General features: G+C 42.1%; 22 protein-coding genes. 2 read left to right on the top strand and 20 right to left on the bottom strand.

Features of this window, described 5'->3' with window-relative positions:
- Positions 1-58: 58 nt before the first annotated feature.
- The 13 genes from ACAM22_RS00620 to ACAM22_RS00560 form a co-directional block, all read right to left on the bottom strand.
- Positions 59-889, bottom strand: coding sequence for an amino acid ABC transporter substrate-binding protein (locus ACAM22_RS00620; protein ID WP_061088508.1), 831 nt, complete (start codon positions 887-889; stop codon positions 59-61).
- Between the two features lie 103 nt (positions 890-992).
- Positions 993-1,316 carry an AzlD domain-containing protein gene (locus tag ACAM22_RS00615; protein ID WP_023945155.1) on the bottom strand — a complete coding sequence of 108 codons (324 nt, stop codon included), beginning with the start codon at positions 1,314-1,316 and terminating at the stop codon, positions 993-995.
- Positions 1,306-2,001 (bottom strand): AzlC family ABC transporter permease, encoded by a 696-nt coding sequence (locus ACAM22_RS00610; RefSeq protein WP_000659743.1) that lies wholly within the window; start codon positions 1,999-2,001, stop codon positions 1,306-1,308. The genes ACAM22_RS00615 and ACAM22_RS00610 overlap by 11 nt, the downstream gene beginning before the upstream one ends.
- A 240-nt stretch (positions 2,002-2,241) precedes the next feature.
- Entirely contained in the window at positions 2,242-2,754 is a 513-nt protein-coding gene (locus tag ACAM22_RS00605; protein ID WP_023945158.1) for an HdeD family acid-resistance protein, read from the bottom strand.
- Positions 2,754-3,380: a TetR/AcrR family transcriptional regulator gene (locus ACAM22_RS00600; RefSeq protein WP_001224323.1), complete on the bottom strand. Its 627-nt coding sequence runs from the start codon at positions 3,378-3,380 to the stop codon at positions 2,754-2,756. Before ACAM22_RS00600 ends, ACAM22_RS00605 begins: the two co-directional genes overlap by 1 nt.
- A gap of 143 nt (positions 3,381-3,523) precedes the next feature.
- Positions 3,524-4,750, bottom strand: a complete 1,227-nt coding sequence (locus ACAM22_RS00595) for an MFS transporter (RefSeq protein ID WP_004254988.1) — start codon at positions 4,748-4,750, stop codon at positions 3,524-3,526.
- Positions 4,751-4,821: 71 nt separating this feature from the next.
- Positions 4,822-5,487, bottom strand: coding sequence for a lysostaphin resistance A-like protein (locus ACAM22_RS00590; RefSeq protein WP_369606802.1), 666 nt, complete (start codon positions 5,485-5,487; stop codon positions 4,822-4,824).
- 66 nt (positions 5,488-5,553) lie between these two features.
- Complete coding sequence (locus tag ACAM22_RS00585; protein ID WP_088777920.1) at positions 5,554-5,742, bottom strand: peptide pheromone VP1; 189 nt, start codon at positions 5,740-5,742, stop codon at positions 5,554-5,556.
- Positions 5,743-6,032: 290 nt separating this feature from the next.
- On the bottom strand, positions 6,033-6,896 hold the full coding sequence (locus ACAM22_RS00580) for an XRE/MutR family transcriptional regulator (protein ID WP_369606801.1): 864 nt from the start codon (positions 6,894-6,896) through the stop codon (positions 6,033-6,035).
- A 103-nt stretch (positions 6,897-6,999) separates the two neighbouring features.
- Positions 7,000-8,010: a tRNA (adenosine(37)-N6)-threonylcarbamoyltransferase complex transferase subunit TsaD gene (gene tsaD / locus ACAM22_RS00575; RefSeq protein WP_369606800.1), complete on the bottom strand. Its 1,011-nt coding sequence runs from the start codon at positions 8,008-8,010 to the stop codon at positions 7,000-7,002.
- Positions 8,000-8,437 carry a ribosomal protein S18-alanine N-acetyltransferase gene (gene rimI, locus ACAM22_RS00570; RefSeq protein WP_369606799.1) on the bottom strand — a complete coding sequence of 146 codons (438 nt, stop codon included), beginning with the start codon at positions 8,435-8,437 and terminating at the stop codon, positions 8,000-8,002. Before rimI ends, tsaD begins: the two co-directional genes overlap by 11 nt.
- On the bottom strand, positions 8,434-9,117 hold the full coding sequence (gene tsaB, locus ACAM22_RS00565; protein WP_369606798.1) for a tRNA (adenosine(37)-N6)-threonylcarbamoyltransferase complex dimerization subunit type 1 TsaB: 684 nt from the start codon (positions 9,115-9,117) through the stop codon (positions 8,434-8,436). The genes rimI and tsaB overlap by 4 nt, the downstream gene beginning before the upstream one ends.
- Positions 9,118-9,221: 104 nt before the next feature.
- Positions 9,222-9,437 carry a hypothetical protein gene (locus ACAM22_RS00560; protein ID WP_023945171.1) on the bottom strand — a complete coding sequence of 72 codons (216 nt, stop codon included), beginning with the start codon at positions 9,435-9,437 and terminating at the stop codon, positions 9,222-9,224.
- 279 nt (positions 9,438-9,716) lie between these two features.
- On the opposite strand from ACAM22_RS00560, the gene ACAM22_RS00555 reads away from it, so the two are divergent.
- Both ACAM22_RS00555 and ACAM22_RS00550 read left to right on the top strand, forming a co-directional pair.
- Positions 9,717-9,950 (top strand): DNA-dependent RNA polymerase subunit epsilon, encoded by a 234-nt coding sequence (locus tag ACAM22_RS00555; RefSeq protein ID WP_000639572.1) that lies wholly within the window; start codon positions 9,717-9,719, stop codon positions 9,948-9,950.
- 1 nt (position 9,951) lies between these two features.
- The gene (locus ACAM22_RS00550) at positions 9,952-11,631 is read left to right on the top strand and encodes a ribonuclease J1 (RefSeq protein ID WP_004263010.1); all 1,680 of its coding nucleotides are present in this window, start codon (positions 9,952-9,954) and stop codon (positions 11,629-11,631) included.
- A 141-nt stretch (positions 11,632-11,772) separates the two neighbouring features.
- On the opposite strand, the gene mnmG is transcribed toward ACAM22_RS00550, so the two are convergent.
- The 7 genes from mnmG to ACAM22_RS00515 form a co-directional block, all read right to left on the bottom strand.
- Positions 11,773-13,686 (bottom strand): tRNA uridine-5-carboxymethylaminomethyl(34) synthesis enzyme MnmG, encoded by a 1,914-nt coding sequence (mnmG, locus tag ACAM22_RS00545; protein ID WP_125458047.1) that lies wholly within the window; start codon positions 13,684-13,686, stop codon positions 11,773-11,775.
- Positions 13,676-14,104 carry an NUDIX hydrolase gene (locus tag ACAM22_RS00540; protein ID WP_369606797.1) on the bottom strand — a complete coding sequence of 143 codons (429 nt, stop codon included), beginning with the start codon at positions 14,102-14,104 and terminating at the stop codon, positions 13,676-13,678. The genes mnmG and ACAM22_RS00540 overlap by 11 nt, the downstream gene beginning before the upstream one ends.
- A gap of 11 nt (positions 14,105-14,115) precedes the next feature.
- Positions 14,116-14,571: an NUDIX hydrolase gene (locus tag ACAM22_RS00535; RefSeq protein WP_369606796.1), complete on the bottom strand. Its 456-nt coding sequence runs from the start codon at positions 14,569-14,571 to the stop codon at positions 14,116-14,118.
- 140 nt (positions 14,572-14,711) lie between these two features.
- Positions 14,712-15,833, bottom strand: a complete 1,122-nt coding sequence (mnmA, locus tag ACAM22_RS00530; protein WP_369606795.1) for a tRNA 2-thiouridine(34) synthase MnmA — start codon at positions 15,831-15,833, stop codon at positions 14,712-14,714.
- A gap of 159 nt (positions 15,834-15,992) precedes the next feature.
- Entirely contained in the window at positions 15,993-17,384 is a 1,392-nt protein-coding gene (gene argH, locus ACAM22_RS00525) for an argininosuccinate lyase (protein ID WP_369606794.1), read from the bottom strand.
- A 28-nt stretch (positions 17,385-17,412) separates the two neighbouring features.
- Positions 17,413-18,609: an argininosuccinate synthase gene (locus ACAM22_RS00520; protein WP_369606793.1), complete on the bottom strand. Its 1,197-nt coding sequence runs from the start codon at positions 18,607-18,609 to the stop codon at positions 17,413-17,415.
- 16 nt (positions 18,610-18,625) lie between these two features.
- Complete coding sequence (locus tag ACAM22_RS00515) at positions 18,626-19,432, bottom strand: ABC transporter substrate-binding protein (protein ID WP_001038480.1); 807 nt, start codon at positions 19,430-19,432, stop codon at positions 18,626-18,628.
- Between the last annotated feature and the right edge of the window lie 89 nt (positions 19,433-19,521).

Here is a 19,521-nt window from a genome sequence, read left to right as displayed (position 1 = left end):
TATATCCCTAAAAACTGAGAAATCACCCACCTTACTCAGAATGGATGATTTCAAGAAATTATTTAATATCAGCTTCTGCTGGTAAATAAGTGTCTCCAAAGAATTGTTTAGACAACTTTTCAAGAGTTCCGTCTTTGTAGAGTTCTTGGATACGTTTGTCTACAAATGATTTCAACTCATCTTGACCTTTAGCAAGAAGTGGGTAAACGTAAGGCTGTTGGTCGCTTGGAAGTTCGATAACTTTCAAGTTGTCCAAACCTTGGTCCTTAATGACTGTTTCAACACCGATTTTATCAAAAATCTTGTAGTCAAACTGGCCATCGCTCAAGCGTCCCATGATTTGTTGGAAGTCCGCTTTAGTATACTTTAGGACAGTTGGATTATCTGAGTGTTGTTTGTTGTAATCTTCTAGCTGTTTAGCAGATGTTGTCCCTTGAACAACTTCTGTTGATTTTCCACCGATATTATCAAGCGATTTGATGCTAGGGTCATCTTTTTTCACTACAAGAACGTTAGGGTTTTTAGCAGTTGGAGCTGCATAAAGGTATTTTTCAGCACGTTCTTTAGTGTAGCTGATGTTGCTAACAGCCATATTGTAACGGTCAGCATCAAGTCCTGCAAAGACTCCTGACCACTCTGTCTTCTCGAACTTGACATCATACTTGTCAGAGTCTTTAAAGATAGCGCGAACCACTTCAATTTCGTAACCAGTCAATTCGCCATTTTCTTCATAGTTGAATGGTTTTGGTGTAGCATTAGTTGCAACGATAATTTCTTTCTTGCTAGCTGCTTCTCCTTCTTTTTTCGCACCACCTGAGCAAGCCGCAAGCACACCTGCAGCAACAAGCCCTAGGGCAGCAAGAGATGAGTATTTAACGATTTTTTTCATGTCATTTCCTCCAAAATAGAATACCTTATTATCTTATCAGAAAAAAAGTAATTATGCCATTATATGATATCTATCTCTGTGATAGATTTTCTTTATAGCCCATTTAAAATAGTAAACGTAGGACGGCAATCAAGACAACTCCAAAGAGAACTGTTCCGACTAGATTGCGGTAGCGAAAGGCTACCCAAGCTGTTGGAAAGACTGCTAAGAAGTCCAGCCATTTGATTTGAGGAAGACTCCCAACCTTGCCTGTCACTACGCTTGAAAGAATCAAGGCAAAGATAATAGAAACGGGCAAGAATTTCAAAAAACGCTCAACGATTGCAGGCAAGCCCTTATACTTGACCAAGATGAAGGGAATCATACGGGGAATCCAAGTCACCAAGCCAGAGAAAATAACTGCTAATAAAAGATACTTACTGACCATCTAAAACCACCCCCATTGTACAACCTAGCAAGGTCGCAAACAGAACAGCTAGCGACTGAGACACCACTGTTAAGAGTAAAAAGAAGGACACCGCAACAACTGCTAGGATAATGAGCAGATTGCGGACAGGAATCCGTCTTTGCATAATCTGGAATTGCGAAGCAAAAATTCCAATGAACATCCCAACCAGGGCAAAATCCAAGCCAAAGATTTCTGGATTTGGCAGCAGACCACCCAGAGCCGTTCCGACAACTGTTCCCACAAACCAAGCCACATAGCTGTTGAGATTGTTTCCGTGCATCCACATAGGATTGACCTTGTCTGTATGGGCTAACTCGCCCATCAAAACGCCATAAGTCTCATCCGTCAAGAGACTAGACATACCGATATTTTGCCAGAGACTGGTATGACGGAAATAGGTTGACGCATGCAAACTCAACAAAAAGAGACGCAAATTAATCAAAAAGACCGTCATAGCAATAGCTGCCACAGGTGCTTGAACCGCAATCAGTGCCAACATGGCAAACTGGGCACTCCCAGCATAAACAAAGAGGCTCATCAAGCCCATCTCAACAGGTGTCACATAGGGCGCACCAATAATCCCACAGGCCAAGCCAATACTGACATAACCAAGGGCCGTTGGCATGGCCGCCTGCGCCCCCTCCCAAAATCCTTTTTCTTTCATCTTTCTCCTCATATTGTCTTAATAATACTCAATGAAAATCAAAGAGCAAACTAGAAAGCTGGCCACAGGTTGCTCAAAACATTGTTTTGAGGTTGCAGATAGAAGCTGACGCAGTTTGAAGAGATTTTCGAAGAGTATAAGTAGGCTGAAAAGGCTCCAGCCATAGCATGGACTATTATAACACATTCAGGAAAGAGAAAAAAGTCTGCTGATTGTAATCAGACAGACTCCATTTTATTCTTATTTAATCTTGAAGAATTGAACAATTGCCACAATACCTTGATAAATAAAGACAAAGGCAATGGTGTAACTAATATAGAGACCGGTCATCAATGGGTGTCCCATCATGATTAAACCTGCTACGATTCCTAAAATCCCCATCCAAACTAGAGGGGTACCTACCGATTTATCCGTCTTACGAACCTTGAAACCAACGATAGTTTTTGTAATACCATTTGTCAAGGCCCATAAAGAAATGATAAATGGTACAAATGTTACCATTTCAATAAAGCTACCTGAGAACAAGGTAAGAGCGAGGATGAGGGTAACAATTCCTCCAAATAAATTCCAGCCATGCTTTTCTTCTGATTTGAAGTATTGTACAATCTCAGAAATCCCTTGAACTGCAAATACAAGTGCAAACCAGAAAGTCATGGAAGCCAAGCTAATAAGAGGATGTGCAAACATATTAAAACCTGCAAAAACTGCAAAAATACCCGCAATTAGTAACAACCATTTCCAAATTTTCGACATTATTTTTCTCCTTTTTTAGAGGAATCTTCCTCTAGTATTCCATAAATCATCATATCCAAAACCTGTGATAATTGATGTTCATATCCTGAAACCAAGTCAGGCAAACTGCTATCTGACGAAACAGTTAAATAATAGGAACGAAACATATCCTGAATCAATCGCAGATAGTCCATAGCTCGTTTCTCATCAATATGCTCTTTCAGTTTGGATTCTGATATAAGTTTTTGACAAACTTGTTCATTCAAGTCCAAAAAGATAGCTTTCTGTGGTGCAATGTCTGCTTCCAATTCTTCTGGTGTCGCAATCATTGCCTCAAAGAAAATGTGGCTATGTTCTGGGTATTGCTGATAAAATTGGTGACGTCTTTCCATATAATCAGCTAAGGAGGGCACTTGACCTTCCACCCCCAGAAACACTGCCAAAGCTTTCTCAAAACTCTCCTGAAAACAAGTTAGATAGAGGTCTGATTTCCCTGAAAAATTATGATACAAAACTCCTTTGGAAATACCATCCACTTTACAAAGTTCATTGATGACAAAACCTTGATAGCCTTTTGTAGCAAATTCAAACAAAGCAGCGGTAATGATTTTCTCTCTTCGTAGTCTTGTTTTTTCTTCTTTTCTCATGTATTTATCTCTACATTTTTTAATTATAAACCGATTGGTCTGAAGTGTCAAGCAACTTTCTCAAAAATTTAACAGTCTGCTGATTGTAGCCATCATAAACAGACTGGAATCCAGTCTCAAACATATAATATACACATTCTTCGCTAAATGTTTTCACGGATATTCAAGAGTATGATAAAGGCAGCTAGAAGAAATAGCAATAAAACAAAGCTAACTGCCAGAGTTCCAAAGCTAGTAGCAATGGTTACCAAAGCTATTGTAAATAAGCTAGGTAAAACAACTGTAATGGCACCGATAGAGGATTGAACTGCTCCCATTGACTCCTCAGGTATTTGTTTAAAAATGAGTTCCTGTAATCGAGGAGAGAGGATACCTGCGAAAAAGGCATCCAAGGCACTAAAGATAAGAATCCAGTCAAAACGAACTGCCACAAAGCCAACTAAAAGGAGTAATTGGATAATAAGCGAGGCATATAGGGCTAGTTTTATGGAGATTGTATTCTTCAGATAGCCACTCACAAGGCTTCCGACAATAAGGGCTGACAATTCAAGGGTGGATAACAAGGCAAGAGATTGACCTGTTTGTAAATTCAAAAAGGGCTGATTCCTCAAAAACAGAGTAGAAACAGGAACTGTAACATTTATCACTGCTTGACTAATAGAGATAATAAACAAAACCAAGAGCACCTTATTCATATTCCATATCAATTTTGATGATTGGAGCAGATGCTGGCAAAAGGATTTTACAGAGAGTCCTTCTTGATAGCTAATCGTTTTTTCTACTTTCAAGAGGTCTGTTTTTATGAAAAGAATACCTAAAAATGCGATTAAAAAGGTCAGAGCATTCAGTAAGGAAATAGACTGGATAGATAGAATACCTAGTAAGACTCCTCCTAGAATATTACTGATTGTTTTCACTAAACTAACAGTTGACTGTTTAAATCCAATAGCTTCTGCCAGATGGTCTTGCCCAATAATTCTAATGAAAATCGGAGTGAGCATGGCGCCTGAAAAATAACTCAATGTGTCAGATAAGAGGTTAATCAGACAAATAAATGCTACTAATAACAAGGAAAAGGACTGCCCTGAAAGTGATAAAGAAACGATAGAGTAAAGCAAAAATTTTGCAAAACTAATCATTGTATATTTTAGGACACGATGATGTTGAAAATCCGCCAAAACTCCCAGAAAGATTTGCAGAACTTGAGGAAGGGTTTCTGAAATCGTGATCAGTAAAATCGCCAAAGGGGCAAAAGATGCATCTGCCACATAATTCAAAAAGGCCAGATAAAAAATCGTATCCCCAACCGTTGAAATCCACTGGTTGATGGTTAATTGCCTAAAATTTCTATTTTGAAGAAATACTTTCATCACAACTCCTTTTTAAATTCAAATGGGACTCTTTCCCCAAGGATAGACCGCGATACTACTAACAACCAAAATTACAGTAACATCAAAATCTGACCAATGCCATTGTAGACTATATGCAGCCCAATAGGCCAATAAATGGACTTGGTCACTCTAAACAAGACAGCAAATATGAGTCCGCCACCCATATAGAAGACAAAGTCTGTCAATACCCAACCGTGATTACTAATGTGCGAAACCCCAAATAAAACAGCGGAACCAAGTACATCTAGCCCCCATTTCTTTCCTTTTTCCAGAGCAGTCATCACTAATCCACGATAAATCATGTCTTCAAAAATGGGACCTGCAATCACAGGATAAAAAAAATACATCAAAAATGCCGTAGCTCCTGTAAAAGTAGGAGCAGCATGTTGATAAGAAATTTCATTTCGAGTAGGTGGGAAAAGAAAAAAGGTGACAAAATTCCAAGCAACAAAAGCAAGCAGAGCTAGGAAGGAATAGAAAAGATAGGATCTTTTAAACTTTCTATTGTTGATTTTCTGCCATTTCCCCGACCAAATCATAACAATAAGAGCAAATAAAACCACAAGAAAATTCAACATCATATCCGACAGATAATAGGTAAAGTCAGATAGACCAAGAGCAAAGTCGCTAGATAAAACCAGACCACTGAACTTCTGGTCAGCAATAACTAGTAGAGCAGCTATAATAAAGTAGTAGCGTGAGATTATCTTTTTCATCCTATTTTCTCCTATATTACGAAATAAAGAAAGCCCTAACCCAAACAAAGGCAAGGGCTTTAAATATCAATGACGACGATTAACAGTGGAAGAATCATGGTTAAAATATTTCTTCCAGAAATTAGTGATTGACCAAGGTGCTCCTAAGCCTACTCCAATTCCACCGCCTGGGTTAACCACAGTGTTGCCTCCTCTAACATCTTGCAACTCATCTTCTGTCAATTCCATCGTTTCTGCAAATTGTAAATTTAACATCTTTTATACTCCTTCAATTGTTTTCTTCTTGTAAACCACTTCTGCGACCTAGGATTTGCTTCAAATGTTTTACAAGGACAGTATAACATGGAAATTGGCTTATTTTAGAAAATCGCATATTTGATATTTTTTCTTATAGAAATTTCACATTTGCGATTTTAGTAGATTTGATTATTTCACTGGTATAATAAAGTTATTACTAACAAGGAGGGATATAATGATGAAAAAAAGAAAAATCCAACTGATACTCCTGCTTATTTCGGAGTGGGTTATCGTCTTCCCGTTTCTAATCAATCGATAAGTTCTTTGTATTGCTGAAAACGCAATTCAAAGAGGGCTATCAATTGTGGATTTTCTAATACTTGCAGAGATTGGATAAAGTGTTCAATCTCTTTTTGATTGCTTCCTTTGGTTTGAAGAAAGACACTCATCTTCTTTAAAAATTGCCACGATACTTTCTCAAAAACATCATATGGTCGCAACATGTTCTCCAACTCGGCTTCAAAGATTGGGATGTAGGAGAAAAGTTTACGCTCCATGAGTTCTGATAAGATATTTAAGAGTCCTTGCTTCATATACAATCGATTATGTACTAACTCTTTAAATTCTTTAGATTTCTCAATTAAAGCGGTTGATAAAAATATCAAATCTTGATTGCTTAGGAAAGGCATGGTATTGCAAAAAAGATAGAGCTCAAACCAGGTCCAGGACTCAATAGCGTAGAGATAGCTAGTCAAAAATTCGCTATCCTCCTCTGCCAGTGGGCAGCTTTTATCTAGTGAATGGAGTGCGTTTTTAATTACAATAGCATTCAAACGACGATAGGTCTCTGCCATCTGTTCTCGCTCGACTTCCTCCAACAGTTGCTCTAAGCCAGCGATATCTTGGTGGGCAAAGCGATCCACAACCTTTCTGCCAAATCGCATATGTGGAGATTCTTGATAATTGTTGAGCTTATGACCAAACTCATCGAAGGTCACATTGATTCCTTGGATGGCTAAGATCAGCTTGTCCGCAGATAGCATAGACTGTCCTAGTTCAAACTTGGACAACTGAGAGGCTGTTAGACCAGCACAAGCCACATCTGACTGCTTGAGCTTTCTAGCCAATCGCAATTCCTTGTAAAATTCTCCCAATTCCATTCTCTCAATCATCTGACCACCTCCTAGCTTTTGCATATTATATCATTATTTACAATCATTTGTCAAAATATTCTGACATTTAAGAGGGCAAAAAAGCCAGCCCTAAGCTGACTCCTTATTCCATGGTATCAAAAGCAAGACTTGGTTTGGCATTGAGGTCCAAGCTTGCAAAGTTTTCTTTGTTCCACTCGCTGACGCTGGCGTAGGCAATCATACCTGCATTGTCTCCGCAGAGGCGCAGTGGTGGGATGATAACCTTGACATCTGTGATTTCAGCTGCTAGGCGTTCTCTGAGGCCTTTATTGGCTGCCACGCCACCTGCCACAACTAGAGTTTTAACAGGGTATTTTCCCAAAGCTTTCTTGGTTTTAGCCATAAGAATATCCATAACTGCTGCTTGGAAGGATGCACACAAGTCCTCTGTTGACAAGCTCTCTCCCTTTTGCTCGGCATTATGGTGAAGATTGATAAAGGCAGATTTCAAACCTGAGAATGAAAACTCCAGATTATCTTCCTTAATCATGGCACGAGGGAAGTCATAAATATCCTGTCCCTGATGAGCTAGCTCATCAATCTCACGACCTGCAGGATAGGTCAAGCCCATGACACGACCGACCTTATCATAAGCCTCACCAACCGCGTCATCTCGCGTTTCCCCGACAATCTTGTAATCACCAGCCTCGGAAACATAGACCAACTCTGTATGTCCACCACTGACCAAGAGGGCGAGTAAGGGAAACTCCAAAGGTTCCACACTCTGAGCTGCCATGAGGTGACCAGCCATGTGATTAACAGGGATAAGTGGAAGTCCATGTGCCCAAGCAAAGGCCTTGGCAGCTGACAAGCCAACTAGCAAGGCACCGACCAAGCCTGGTCCATAGGTAACCGCCACAGCTGTCACATCCTCTTCGGTAATCCCTGCTTCGGCTAACGCCTCCTCGATACAGGCTGTAATGACCTCGACATGGTGACGACTGGCTACTTCAGGCACTACGCCCCCAAAACGTTTGTGACTCTCAATTTGACTAGCAATGACATTGGACAAGAGCTCATCGTCGTTTTTCAAGACGGCGACACTGGTCTCATCACAGGATGTCTCAAATGCTAAAATATATCTATCCTTCATCTATTTCTCTCTTCATGATAATGGCGTCCTCGACTGGGTCATGGTAGTAGGCCTTTCGCTCAGCGATGACCGCCATCTTTTCTTTCTTGTAAAATGCTTGCGCTCGGTGGTTCGACTTTCTGACTTCGAGGAAAATTTCCTTATCTGCCGGCAATTGAGCAAACAAGGATGACGCAATTCCCTGACCCTGATAGGGTTGTTTGACAGCGATTTGCAGGACTTCTGCTTCAAAGAGATTCTCCTGAACAGCTAAAAAACCTATCACTTCTGCTCCATCATAAGCCAGAGCATACCAAGTCTGATCTTGGGACAGGTCTGCTTGGATTTGTTCCAGAGTCCAAGGACTGACTGGGTAAACAGCTGCCATGACAGCGTAGATGTCTTGAGCCAAGTCAGGTTGCTGTTGGATTCGTTTGATTTCTATCATAGGCGTTTAATGTAAGACTCGCCAGATTCGGTGTGATTCTTGAGCCAGTTTTCCTCAGCCTCGACACGCTTGAGGTAGTTCGGCACAAAGTCGTGCAAGGAGTCTGCTTCCTTGTCCCAAGCCAAAAGAGCCAGATTGGCTGCATTTGGCAAGGTTTCTTTGTAATTAGTCCTTGGCAAGTGTTCTTGAATCTGCTCCACAAAGGGGCCAACTTCTCCGACAAAGGTTACCTGACTAGCGCCCTTGATTAGCTCAATCACTCGCTCAAAAGGCAGGTGCGCTTCTGTCATGACAGATTTAGCATTTTCATAAAATCCTGCGTAAACATTGTTGCGACGCGCATCCATCAAAGGAACGAACAAGCCTTCTTGTTGATATGGCACCAAAGCCAAAAGGCTAGACATGCCAACTAACTCAATGTTCAGAGTATGAGCCAGCGTCTTAGCAGTGGCTACCGCGATTCGCAAGCCTGTGTAGCTACCTGGTCCTTCCGCCACCACGATTCGGTCCAAATCCTTGGGCGTCCAATCCAAACTTGCCATCAAAAAATCGATGGTAGGCATGAGGGTAATACTGTGATTTTTCTTGATATTAATCGTCGTCTCGGCAAGAACCTGCTTGTCCTCTAAAATAGCGAGAGAAAGAGCCTTGCTGGACGTATCAAAAGCTAATACTTTCATAACACATTCCTATCTTTTGGTCTGCTTACTATTATACTACAAAAGCTGGCACATGGGAATTTTCTTTACCCCCAAACAAAAATGCCCCAGCATAAGCAGGGCATCTAAGCATTTAATCCAAAGTAAAATACAAACCAAACGACATAGGTTACGAGGAGGAGAAAAAGCGAGTAGAGAGTCACAAAGGTAATTTTCCACAAGAACTTGGTTTGTCGTCGTTCCAGTTTGGCAAATAGAAGATTCCCCGCATAAACGCAAGCAACAAAAACAATAAAAGCTACCAAACGAACTCCGATAGCAAAAGCAAATAAGTTATACATAGGGCAACCTCCTTGACTTAAAAACTATATGGAATTATGACAAGCAATAAATTCCACTCCCGTTATCAATATAACATATTTTCTTTATTTTTGCAAGCGCTTACCAAAGAAATCGTCCCCTGACTTTCTCGTTTCCGTCTTTTACTAATTTTTCATTTTGTGGTATAATTGAAATAATTGTAACGAATCAAGGTCAATCTAGACAAAAAATGGAATGAAATCAAGCAATTCTCTGCTAAAAGTTTGGAATAAGCTGACCTGTAAATAGAAAGGAACTATATGATTTACAAAGTTTTTTATCAAGAAACAAAAGAACGTAGCCCACGTCGTGAAACTACACGCGCACTTTACCTAGACATCGATGCCAGCTCAGAACTTGAGGGCCGTATCGCTGCTCGCCAACTTGTCGAAGAAAATCGCCCAGAGTACAATATCGAGTATATCGAACTCTTGTCTGACAAATTGCTAGATTACGAAAAAGAAACTGGCGCCTTCGAAATTACGGAGTTCTAATATGGCCTACACTCTTAAACCTGAAGAAGTCGGCGTTTTTGCCATCGGTGGTCTGGGAGAAATCGGGAAAAACACTTACGGGATTGAATACCAAGATGAGATTATCATCGTCGATGCTGGGATTAAATTCCCAGAAGATGACTTGCTGGGTATCGACTACGTTATTCCTGACTACTCTTACATCGTGGATAATATCGACCGCGTCAAGGCTGTTCTAATCACACACGGACACGAGGACCACATCGGTGGGATTCCATTCCTGCTCAAGCAAGCAAATGTCCCTATCTATGCTGGACCACTTGCCTTGGCTTTGATCCGTGGGAAACTCGAAGAACACGGCCTCTTGCGCAACGCCAAACTTTACGAAATCAACCATAATACTGAGTTGACCTTTAAAAATCTCAAGGCAACTTTCTTTAGAACGACTCACTCTATTCCAGAGCCTTTGGGGATTGTCATTCATACTCCTCAAGGAAAAATCGTCTGTACAGGTGACTTCAAGTTTGACTTTACACCAGTTGGAGAACCTGCGGACTTGCACCGTATGGCGGCTCTTGGTGAAGAAGGCGTACTCTGTCTCCTGTCTGACTCAACAAATGCGGAAGTGCCAACCTTTACCAACTCTGAAAAAGTCGTTGGTCAGTCCATCATGAAGATTATCCAAGGCATCGAAGGACGTATCATCTTTGCATCCTTTGCCTCAAATATCTTCCGTCTCCAGCAAGCAACTGAAGCTGCTGTTAAAACTGGACGTAAGATTGCGGTCTTTGGTCGTTCTATGGAAAAGGCTATTGTCAACGGAATTGAGCTTGGTTACATCAAAGCTCCTAAGGGAACCTTTATCGAGCCAAATGAAATCAAAGACTACCCTGCAGGAGAAATTCTGATCCTCTGTACAGGTAGTCAAGGCGAGCCTATGGCAGCCCTCTCTCGTATCGCCAACGGAACCCACCGTCAGGTGCAACTTCAACCAGGTGATACCGTTATCTTCTCTTCTAGCCCAATCCCTGGAAACACTACTAGCGTCAACAAGCTGATTAACATCATTTCAGAAGCTGGTGTCGAAGTTATCCACGGTAAGGTTAACAATATCCATACATCTGGACACGGTGGTCAGCAAGAGCAAAAACTCATGCTCCGCTTGATTAAGCCAAAATACTTCATGCCTGTCCACGGTGAATACCGCATGCAAAAAGTCCACGCTGGACTAGCAGTGGATACTGGTGTTGAGAAGGACAATATCTTTATCATGAGCAATGGTGATGTGCTTGCCCTTACTGCTGACTCAGCTCGTATCGCAGGTCATTTCAACGCCCAAGATATCTATGTCGATGGAAATCGTATCGGTGAAATTGGCGCAGCTGTCCTCAAAGATCGTCGTGATCTATCTGAAGACGGTGTCGTTCTGGCAGTCGCAACTGTTGACTTCAAATCACAGATGATTCTGTCTGGTCCAGATATCCTCAGTCGAGGCTTTGTCTACATGAGAGAGTCTGGCGACTTGATTCGCCAAAGCCAGCGTATCCTCTTCAATGCAATTCGTATCGCACTGAAAAACAAGGATGCTAGCGTACAATCTGTCAATGGTGCCATTGTCAACGCCATTCGACCATTCCTTTATGAAAATACAGAACGTGAACCGATTATCATCCCGATGATCCTCACACCAGATGAAGAATAAAGCAAGAAAACAGCCCCGATTTTTCGGAGCTGTTTTTCTCTATGCTTTCTTTTTAGATTAAAACTCAATAAAAATCGAAATCAGACTAGAAGGCTAGGCGAAAGCATAACTTAAGTTAGGTGAGCCGAAGCCGACGACGTATCATTTTGATTTTTGAAGAGTTTTAGAAATACTACGATTTTTACCTTCCAGATACACCATCAGAATCGAAATATCTGCTGGGTTTACTCCCGAAATACGGCTGGCTTGGCCGATGGTTTCTGGATTGATGAGTTTGAACTTCTGACGAGCTTCTGTCGCGATAGAATCAATATCATCCCAATCAATATTGGCTGGAATGCGTTTTTCTTCCATGCGTTTCATCTTGGCAACCTGGTCCATGGCTTTGGAAATATAGCCTTCGTATTTGATTTCTGTTTCAATCAATTCGATAATCTTGTCATCCAAGTCCTCAGCAGCTGGCCCGATGAAAGCCACCACATCTTGATAAGAAACTTCTGGACGGCGAAGGAATTCCTTGGCTGTCACTGCATCGGTCAACGGCTTGAAGCCCATCTCCTCAACCTTGGCATTGGTTTCCTTGACTGGCTTGAGTTTGATACTATCTAGGCGTTTCATCTCATTTTCAAATTGATTTTTCTTGATTTCAAAGCGAGCCCAGCGTTCATCATCCACAAGGCCAATCTCGCGTCCCATCTCTGTCAAACGCATATCGGCATTGTCATGACGGAGAATGAGACGGTATTCAGCACGACTGGTCAAAAGGCGATAAGGCTCAATGGTTCCCTTGGTCACCAAGTCGTCAATCATGACCCCAATATAACCGTCACTACGCTTCAAAATCAACTCAGGCTTGCCTTGGACTTTCAAAGCTGCATTGATCCCAGCGATAATCCCTTGGCCAGCAGCTTCTTCATAACCTGATGTTCCATTTGTCTGACCAGCAGTGAAGAGGCCTGAGATTTTCTTGGTTTCCAAAGTCGCACGCAACTGGTGAGGCAAGACCATGTCGTACTCAATGGCATAACCTGTTCGCATCATCTCTGCATTTTCCAAACCTTTGATAGAATGAACAAGTTCACGCTGGACATCCTCAGGCAGACTGGTTGAAAGTCCTTGAACATAGACTTCCTCAGTATTGCGCCCTTCTGGCTCAAGAAAGAGTTGGTGGCGTTCCTTGTCCGCAAAGCGCACAATCTTGTCTTCAATTGACGGGCAGTAACGAGGTCCCACTCCCTTGACCACACCTGTAAACATAGGCGCACGGTGGAGGTTGTTTTGAATAATCTCATGACTGGTACCATTGGTATAGGTCAACCAGCATGGCACTTGGTCCTTTACATAGTCCTCATCACGTGAAGTGTATGAGAAGTGATTAGGCGCTTCATCTCCTGGCTGAATCTCGGTCACATCGTAGTTGATAGAAGAAGCTTTAACACGTGGAGGGGTTCCTGTCTTGAAACGACCGATTTCGAGGCCCAGTTCCTTGAGATTATCAGCAAGGTTAATAGAAGCTAGGCTGTGGTTAGGACCTGATGAATACTTAAGGTCTCCAATGATAATTTCCCCACGGAGGGCTGTCCCTGTCGTCACGATAACAGCCTTAGCAGCATACTCTTGATGGGTTGCTGTACGAACACCGACAACTTTGCCGTCTTCCACCAAAATCTCATCGATCATGGTCTGACGAAGGGTCAGATTTTCTTGATTTTCAACTGTCTTGCGCATTTCCTTAGAGTAAAGTTCCTTGTCAGCCTGCGCACGAAGGGCACGAACGGCAGGACCCTTACCTGTGTTGAGCATCTTCATCTGGATGTAAGTCTTGTCAATGGTCTTAGCCATTTCACCACCGAGTGCATCGACTTCACGCACAACAATACCCTTGGCAGAACCACCGATAGAGGGATTACAAGGCATGAAAGCCAGCATCTCAATGTTAATGGTCGCAAGCAAGACCTTACAGCCCATACGACTAGCGGCCAATGAAGCCTCAACCCCAGCGTGTCCCGCACCGATTACAATAATATCGTATTCTTCTGTAAAATTATATGTCATTTCTTAACCTTTCAAAAATTTCTCGCAAATAAGGAACTAACTTCTCCTCCTCTAGAGCTTGATCCATAGTGACCCATTTAAAGTGCATATGCTCTTCAGGATCTAATCGGATAATTGGCTTCTCCCCAACCCACTCTGCCTTATAAACTAAGCGAGTAAAGACCGTATCCTTAGAGGTATCCAGTTGACTATCTTCGTGAAGAAGTTTGAGCGAACTGCTATCTAGCCTAACTCCCGCTTCTTCAATGCATTCTCTAAGAGCACCATCTCGCGGAAGTTCACCCTTTTCAACCCCACCACCAGGAATATCCCAATAAGTTGGATAAACGTTAGGTTGTCCTCTTTTAATTTCCGAACGCTGAATGAGCAAATAATCATCACCACTATGAACAAGTACATGGGCAATAAGCTTAACCATCCTTTTCTCTCCTATTCCTCAAGATGAATGTGTCGCAGTTGACCGTCCCAATCTGGTAGGGCTGTTTTTAAAAAGGCTGGAACTAGCTGGAAATCCTCAAGCTTATCCAAGTCAAGCCATTCGCAGGGTTGCGTCTTCTCATCTTCCTGCATGGTCAATGGGGCATCTTCAAGTAAGTCCACCAGATAATGAAACTCGATATTGTGATAGGAAACACCGTCCTGTTCAAAACGATTTTCAACCACAAAAGCTAGCTGACCAGCTTGAGCTTTGACACCCAGTTCTTCCCTCACTTCACGGACTACCGCGTCTTCCGTTCTTTCATTGACTTGAATCGCACCGCCGATAGTGTAATACTTGCCCTTGTCTTTGGTGACTAGAAGCTTGCGATTTTGGAGAATCAAGGCTGTCGCCCGAACACCAAAAACCGTATTTCCTACTTTTGTCCGAAAATCTTGCTGAGTCATTTTTGTCCTTTCCTCTAAACGACACAAAAACAGTCAAAACTCCAAAGAAGTGCAGGACAAAAAAGCCTGCAACATCCATGAGCTTTGACCATCATTTCTATTGCTTTTATTATTGTAGCAAATTGAGAAAATTTGTCAATCTAAATGTACTGACAAACTTGTCCATCGCGGTAAGCATTGTCAATCAAACCACCACCCAGACACTCCTCGCCATCGTAAAAGACAACTGCCTGACCTGGTGTGATGGCGCGTTGCGGTTCTGCAAAGATAACCTCTGCCTTGTGTCCTTTGACATGGACGGTCACCTTAGAATCAGGCTGACGGTAGCGGAATTTAGCCGTACATTCGAGCGTAAACTCCTCTGGCATGCCACGAGTAAAGTGAACTTGACTAGCCTCAAGGCTGGTTGACATGAGCGAATCATGGTAGAATCCTTGGCCAACATAGAGGATATTTTGGCTGAGGTCTTTTCCGACAACGAACCAAGGGGCATTGTCACCACCGTGTTGTCCACCGATACCAAGCCCGCCACGCTGACCAATCGTATAGTACATAAGACCTGCATGCTCACCCATATCGCGACCATCTACAGTCATCATACGACCAGGCTGAGCTGGCAGGTAGTTGCTGAGGAAGCTTTTAAAGTTCTTTTCCCCAATAAAGCAAATCCCTGTCGAGTCTTTCTTCTTAGCAGTCGCAAGGCCTGCTTCTTCTGCTAGTCTGCGTACTTCAGGCTTTTCCAAATGTCCCAAGGGGAACATGGTTTTTTGGAGTTGTTCTTGCGACAGTTGGCTGAGGAAATAGGTCTGGTCCTTGCCATTGTCCACGCCACGAAGCATGTGAACTGTCCCGTCCTCATCACGCGCTACTCGGGCATAATGCCCAGTCGCTACATAGTCTGCCCCCAAGGTCATGGCATAGTCCAAAAAGGCCTTAAACTTGATTTCCTTGTTGCACATAACATCTGGATTTGGCGTGCGCCCTGCACGGTATTCCGCTAGGAAATACTCAAAAACGCGGTCCCAGTACTCTTTTTCAAAATTGACAGAGTAGTAAGGAATGCCAATCTGGTCTGCCACCGCAGCCACATCCTTGTAATCTTCGGTCGCCGTACAGACGCCGTTTTCATCTGTGTCATCCCAGTTCTTCATGAAGATACCGATCACATCGTAGCCCTGCTCCTTGAGAAGAAGAGCCGTCACCGACGAATCAACACCACCACTCATCCCCACAACAACACGTGTTTTAGAGTTATCACTCATGGTAAGTCTCCCATCTATTCGTTTATTCACGATTGAAGGTCGTGTGTGCTTTAACGATTGAAGGTCGCTTGAGCAGTATTCATTATAACATGCTTGGTTGGAGAAGACAAGGAAGAGGCTGTCAATCGACCAACCTCTTATCCTGAACCTATCAATCTATCACTTTCTAGCTTCATTCGCTTTCTTAGCGACTGCAATTTGGTATTTCACTTGGTCAAACCCTGTACCTCCCAAGGAATTTCGTCTTTGAACAGCAGTTTTAGGTTGCAAGTAAACATAGATATCCTCGGCAATGAGGGAATGATAGGTTTGTAATTCCTCCAAAGTCCAATCTTGAATATTTTTAGCAGACTTGATAGAGTCTAGCACTAATCTTCCCACAACCTCATGAGCTTCTCTAAATGGCAAGCCTTTCCCTGCCAAATAATCTGCCAACTCAGTCGCATTTGAAAAGTCCTTCTCTGTAGACTCTTGCATTTTTTCCTTGTTTACCTGCAAACTAGATAACATACCTGCCAATACATCGAGAGAATTTAAAATCGTCTCGACCGTGTCAAACATTCCTTCCTTATCCTCTTGCAAATCCTTATTATAAGCTAAGGGCAAGGATTTCATGACTGTCAACAGTCCAAACAGATTCCCATAAACTCTACCAGTCTTTCCTCGAATCAACTCAGCCATATCTGGATTTTTCTTTTGGGGCATAATAGAGGAACCTGTTGTAAACGTATCTGACAAGGTAATGAATTGGTACTCAAAGCTACACCAATTGATCATTTCTTCACAAAAACGGCTCATATGCATCATGAGTATGCTGGCATTGGACAGAAATTCTAAGATAAAATCGCGGTCACTAACAGCATCCAAAGAATTTGTATAAGGTTGCTTAAACTCTAACAAATCGCTAGACAATTGGCGATCAATGGGGAAAGTCGTCCCTGCCAAAGCTGCCGCACCTAGAGGGCATAGGTCTGTATGCTTCTGGTTAAATTCAAAACGTTCACTGTCTCTCTGAAACATATTGTAGTAAGCCATCAGGTGGTGGGCAAAACTAATAGGCTGGGCATGTTGCAGATGGGTATAGCCCGGCATGATAGTCTCCACATGATGTTCCGCCAAGTCTAATAAAACACCTTTGAGATGAGTCAGTTTATCTAGGACATGGCCTAGTTGTTCCTTGAGATACAAGTGCATATCTGTCGCAACTTGGTCATTTCTAGAACGAGCCGTATGTAGCTTCCCTGCAAGGGGACCAATTTTTTCTGTCAGCAATACTTCCATATTCATATGAATATCTTCGTTTGCGATATCAAAGTCAAGTTGGCCTGCCTCTAGCTCTTCTAAAAGCTCTTTCAAACCTGCTTGAATCTTTTCTGACTCCTTCAAACTCAAAATGCCCGTCTGACCCAACATCTGAACGTGGGCTAAAGAACCAATCACATCAAATTTAGCTAATTTCTGGTCAAAAGATATACTCGCACCAAAGCGCTCTACCCAGTCTTCGACAGTACCTTCAAAGCGACCACCCCATAATTTTGTATTCTTAGCCATATCACATCCACCTCTCTATCCAATCGCCCTATTTGGCGCTTTTTTGAACCTCAGAATGAACCTTGGTTGGAAGTCCCCACAACTTAATAAAGCCAACAGCCGCATCTTGGTCAAAGGTATCTGCACTGGTATACGTCGCCAAATTTTCATCGTAAAGAGAATTTGGTGATTTCCGAGCTACGACCTGAGCACTTCCCTTATAGAGTTTGACTTTTGCAGTCCCATTGACAACTTTTTGAGTCTCTTTAATATAAGCAATCAAGGCTTGTATAGCCGGACTAAACCACAAAGCATTATAAATGAGATTTGATAATTCATTTTCTATGATTGGTTTAAAATGAGCCACTTCTCTCACAAGCGTCAAATCCTCAATTTCCTTATGAGCTGTCAGCAAGGTCACTGCCCCTGGGCATTCATAGATTTCTCTTGATTTAATCCCAACCAAACGATTTTCCACGTGGTCAATCCGTCCGACCCCATGTTTTCCAGCTATTTCATTGAGTTTTTGAATCAAATCTGCCAATTTTAGCCCTTCTCCATTGAGGGAAACTGGAACACCTTCACTAAACTCAATCTCAATGTATTCTGGGATATCTGGAGCTTGCTCTGGAGAAGTTGTGATACCAAAGGCTTCTTCTGGAGCCTGATTCCATGGATTTTCCAAAATACCACACTCATTGGCACGTCCCCAAAGATTTTGGTCGACAGAGTAAGGATTGTCAAGGTCAGCAGGAACAGGTACCCCATTTTCCTTGGCATAATGAATTTCTTCCTCCCTAGACCATTTCCATTCACGAACTGGCGCAATCACTTTTAAATTGGGATCCAAGGCTGCAATCGATACTTCAAAACGTACTTGGTCATTCCCCTTACCTGTACAACCATGAGCAATTGTAGTCGCTCCTGTCTGATGCGCTATTTCAACCAATTTTTTAGAAATAAGAGGGCGACTCAAGGCAGATACCAAGGGATACTTTTGTTCATAATAGGCATGTGACTGAAGAGCCACTAGCACATAATCTGTAGCAAATTCGTCCTTAACATCAATGACATAAGATTCGACTGCCCCAACCTTAAGAGCCTTATCATGGATGAAATCTAAGTCTTTCCCTTCACCCACATCCATACAAACTGCAACAACATCATAGTCTTTCTTTAGCCAGGTAATAGCAACTGATGTGTCTAAACCGCCAGAATAGGCCAAAATTACTTTTTCTTTACTCATGTTCTTTTCCTTCTTTCTATTTTTCAATGGATGCTTTAAAGGCATCCTCAATGAGTTTGTCTAATTCCCCAGACTCCTTCAACTTTTGAATGGTTTTATCGACTGCCTCTTTCAATTCCTTGCTATCTTTTTTCATGGCGACCGCGTAGGAATCATCTTGCTCTTTTTCAAAATTGAGGTCTGCGATTGCTAAATCAGGATTATTTTCCACAAATCCCTTGGCAACTGGTTCTTCAAAGATAACGGCATCCACTTGTCCTGATTTTAAATCTGTGATTAAATTCCCATTTTTAGGCAGAGATACGAGGGAAGAATTTTGTAGCAAATCTTTCGCCATCGTCTCTTGAATAGAACCTTTCTGCGCTCCGACCTTTTTCTGCGCTAAGTCGTTGACAGACTGATAAGTGGCTAAATCAGATTTTTTGACAATGAGCTTATTTTTTGAAGTATAGTAGGGAGTTGAAAAATCGAACACCTTACTCCGTTCATCTGTCTTAGAAACACCTGATATGGCAAGATCGGCTTTTCCTGATTGAACACTAGCCAGTACATTGTCAAAACTCATGGGAGATAGTTCCAATTCGACACCTAGTTCTGTTGCGATAGCCTTGGCTAATTCGATATCTGAACCCACAATCTGATTTTTCCCATCAACCACTTTTTGATATTCAAATGGAGCAAAATCTGGATTGAGGGCTACAACCAATTTTCCTTTGGACTTGATGGCTTCAATTCCAGCCGATTGATTGTTACTACAAGCAAATAGTAGGGGGAGCATCACTAAACCAAACATCGTCATCAACACCTTCTTCATCTTATTCATAACAAAGCCTCCTTTATGTTTATTCTTTTTGGTTGTATAAATAATACTCCTATCCTCATCGTTTGTCAAGCCTAAATTGAAAAATTTTT

This window comes from Streptococcus sp. SN-1 (assembly GCF_041154385.1).
In the GTDB taxonomy this organism is placed as follows: Bacteria; Bacillota; Bacilli; order Lactobacillales; family Streptococcaceae; genus Streptococcus; species Streptococcus mitis_CT.
Note: the sequence above shows the minus strand (reverse complement) of the source record. Positions and strands in the feature narration are given on the sequence as shown.

What these genes read in the sequence shown, in the direction of transcription:
- mnmA (WP_369606795.1), bottom strand. Translation starts at nt 15,833, where the DNA reads ATGAGTGATAACTCTAAAACACGTGTTGTTGTGGGGATGAGTGGTGGT.
- ACAM22_RS00535 (WP_369606796.1), bottom strand. Translation starts at nt 14,571, where the DNA reads ATGACTCAGCAAGATTTTCGGACAAAAGTAGGAAATACGGTTTTTGGT.
- rimI (WP_369606799.1), bottom strand. Translation starts at nt 8,437, where the DNA reads ATGATAGAAATCAAACGAATCCAACAGCAACCTGACTTGGCTCAAGAC.
- ACAM22_RS00580 (WP_369606801.1), bottom strand. Translation starts at nt 6,896, where the DNA reads ATGATTGAGAGAATGGAATTGGGAGAATTTTACAAGGAATTGCGATTG.
- ACAM22_RS00595 (WP_004254988.1), bottom strand. Translation starts at nt 4,750, where the DNA reads ATGAAAGTATTTCTTCAAAATAGAAATTTTAGGCAATTAACCATCAAC.
- argH (WP_369606794.1), bottom strand. Translation starts at nt 17,384, where the DNA reads ATGGCTAAGAATACAAAATTATGGGGTGGTCGCTTTGAAGGTACTGTC.
- ACAM22_RS00560 (WP_023945171.1), bottom strand. Translation starts at nt 9,437, where the DNA reads ATGTATAACTTATTTGCTTTTGCTATCGGAGTTCGTTTGGTAGCTTTT.
- ACAM22_RS00520 (WP_369606793.1), bottom strand. Translation starts at nt 18,609, where the DNA reads ATGAGTAAAGAAAAAGTAATTTTGGCCTATTCTGGCGGTTTAGACACA.
- ACAM22_RS00540 (WP_369606797.1), bottom strand. Translation starts at nt 14,104, where the DNA reads ATGGTTAAGCTTATTGCCCATGTACTTGTTCATAGTGGTGATGATTAT.
- ACAM22_RS00555 (WP_000639572.1), top strand. Translation starts at nt 9,717, where the DNA reads ATGATTTACAAAGTTTTTTATCAAGAAACAAAAGAACGTAGCCCACGT.
- ACAM22_RS00610 (WP_000659743.1), bottom strand. Translation starts at nt 2,001, where the DNA reads ATGAAAGAAAAAGGATTTTGGGAGGGGGCGCAGGCGGCCATGCCAACG.
- tsaB (WP_369606798.1), bottom strand. Translation starts at nt 9,117, where the DNA reads ATGAAAGTATTAGCTTTTGATACGTCCAGCAAGGCTCTTTCTCTCGCT.
- ACAM22_RS00605 (WP_023945158.1), bottom strand. Translation starts at nt 2,754, where the DNA reads ATGTCGAAAATTTGGAAATGGTTGTTACTAATTGCGGGTATTTTTGCA.
- tsaD (WP_369606800.1), bottom strand. Translation starts at nt 8,010, where the DNA reads ATGAAGGATAGATATATTTTAGCATTTGAGACATCCTGTGATGAGACC.
- ACAM22_RS00590 (WP_369606802.1), bottom strand. Translation starts at nt 5,487, where the DNA reads ATGAAAAAGATAATCTCACGCTACTACTTTATTATAGCTGCTCTACTA.
- ACAM22_RS00585 (WP_088777920.1), bottom strand. Translation starts at nt 5,742, where the DNA reads ATGTTAAATTTACAATTTGCAGAAACGATGGAATTGACAGAAGATGAG.
- mnmG (WP_125458047.1), bottom strand. Translation starts at nt 13,686, where the DNA reads ATGACATATAATTTTACAGAAGAATACGATATTATTGTAATCGGTGCG.
- ACAM22_RS00615 (WP_023945155.1), bottom strand. Translation starts at nt 1,316, where the DNA reads ATGGTCAGTAAGTATCTTTTATTAGCAGTTATTTTCTCTGGCTTGGTG.
- ACAM22_RS00515 (WP_001038480.1), bottom strand. Translation starts at nt 19,432, where the DNA reads ATGAATAAGATGAAGAAGGTGTTGATGACGATGTTTGGTTTAGTGATG.
- ACAM22_RS00550 (WP_004263010.1), top strand. Translation starts at nt 9,952, where the DNA reads ATGGCCTACACTCTTAAACCTGAAGAAGTCGGCGTTTTTGCCATCGGT.
- ACAM22_RS00620 (WP_061088508.1), bottom strand. Translation starts at nt 889, where the DNA reads ATGAAAAAAATCGTTAAATACTCATCTCTTGCTGCCCTAGGGCTTGTT.
- ACAM22_RS00600 (WP_001224323.1), bottom strand. Translation starts at nt 3,380, where the DNA reads ATGAGAAAAGAAGAAAAAACAAGACTACGAAGAGAGAAAATCATTACC.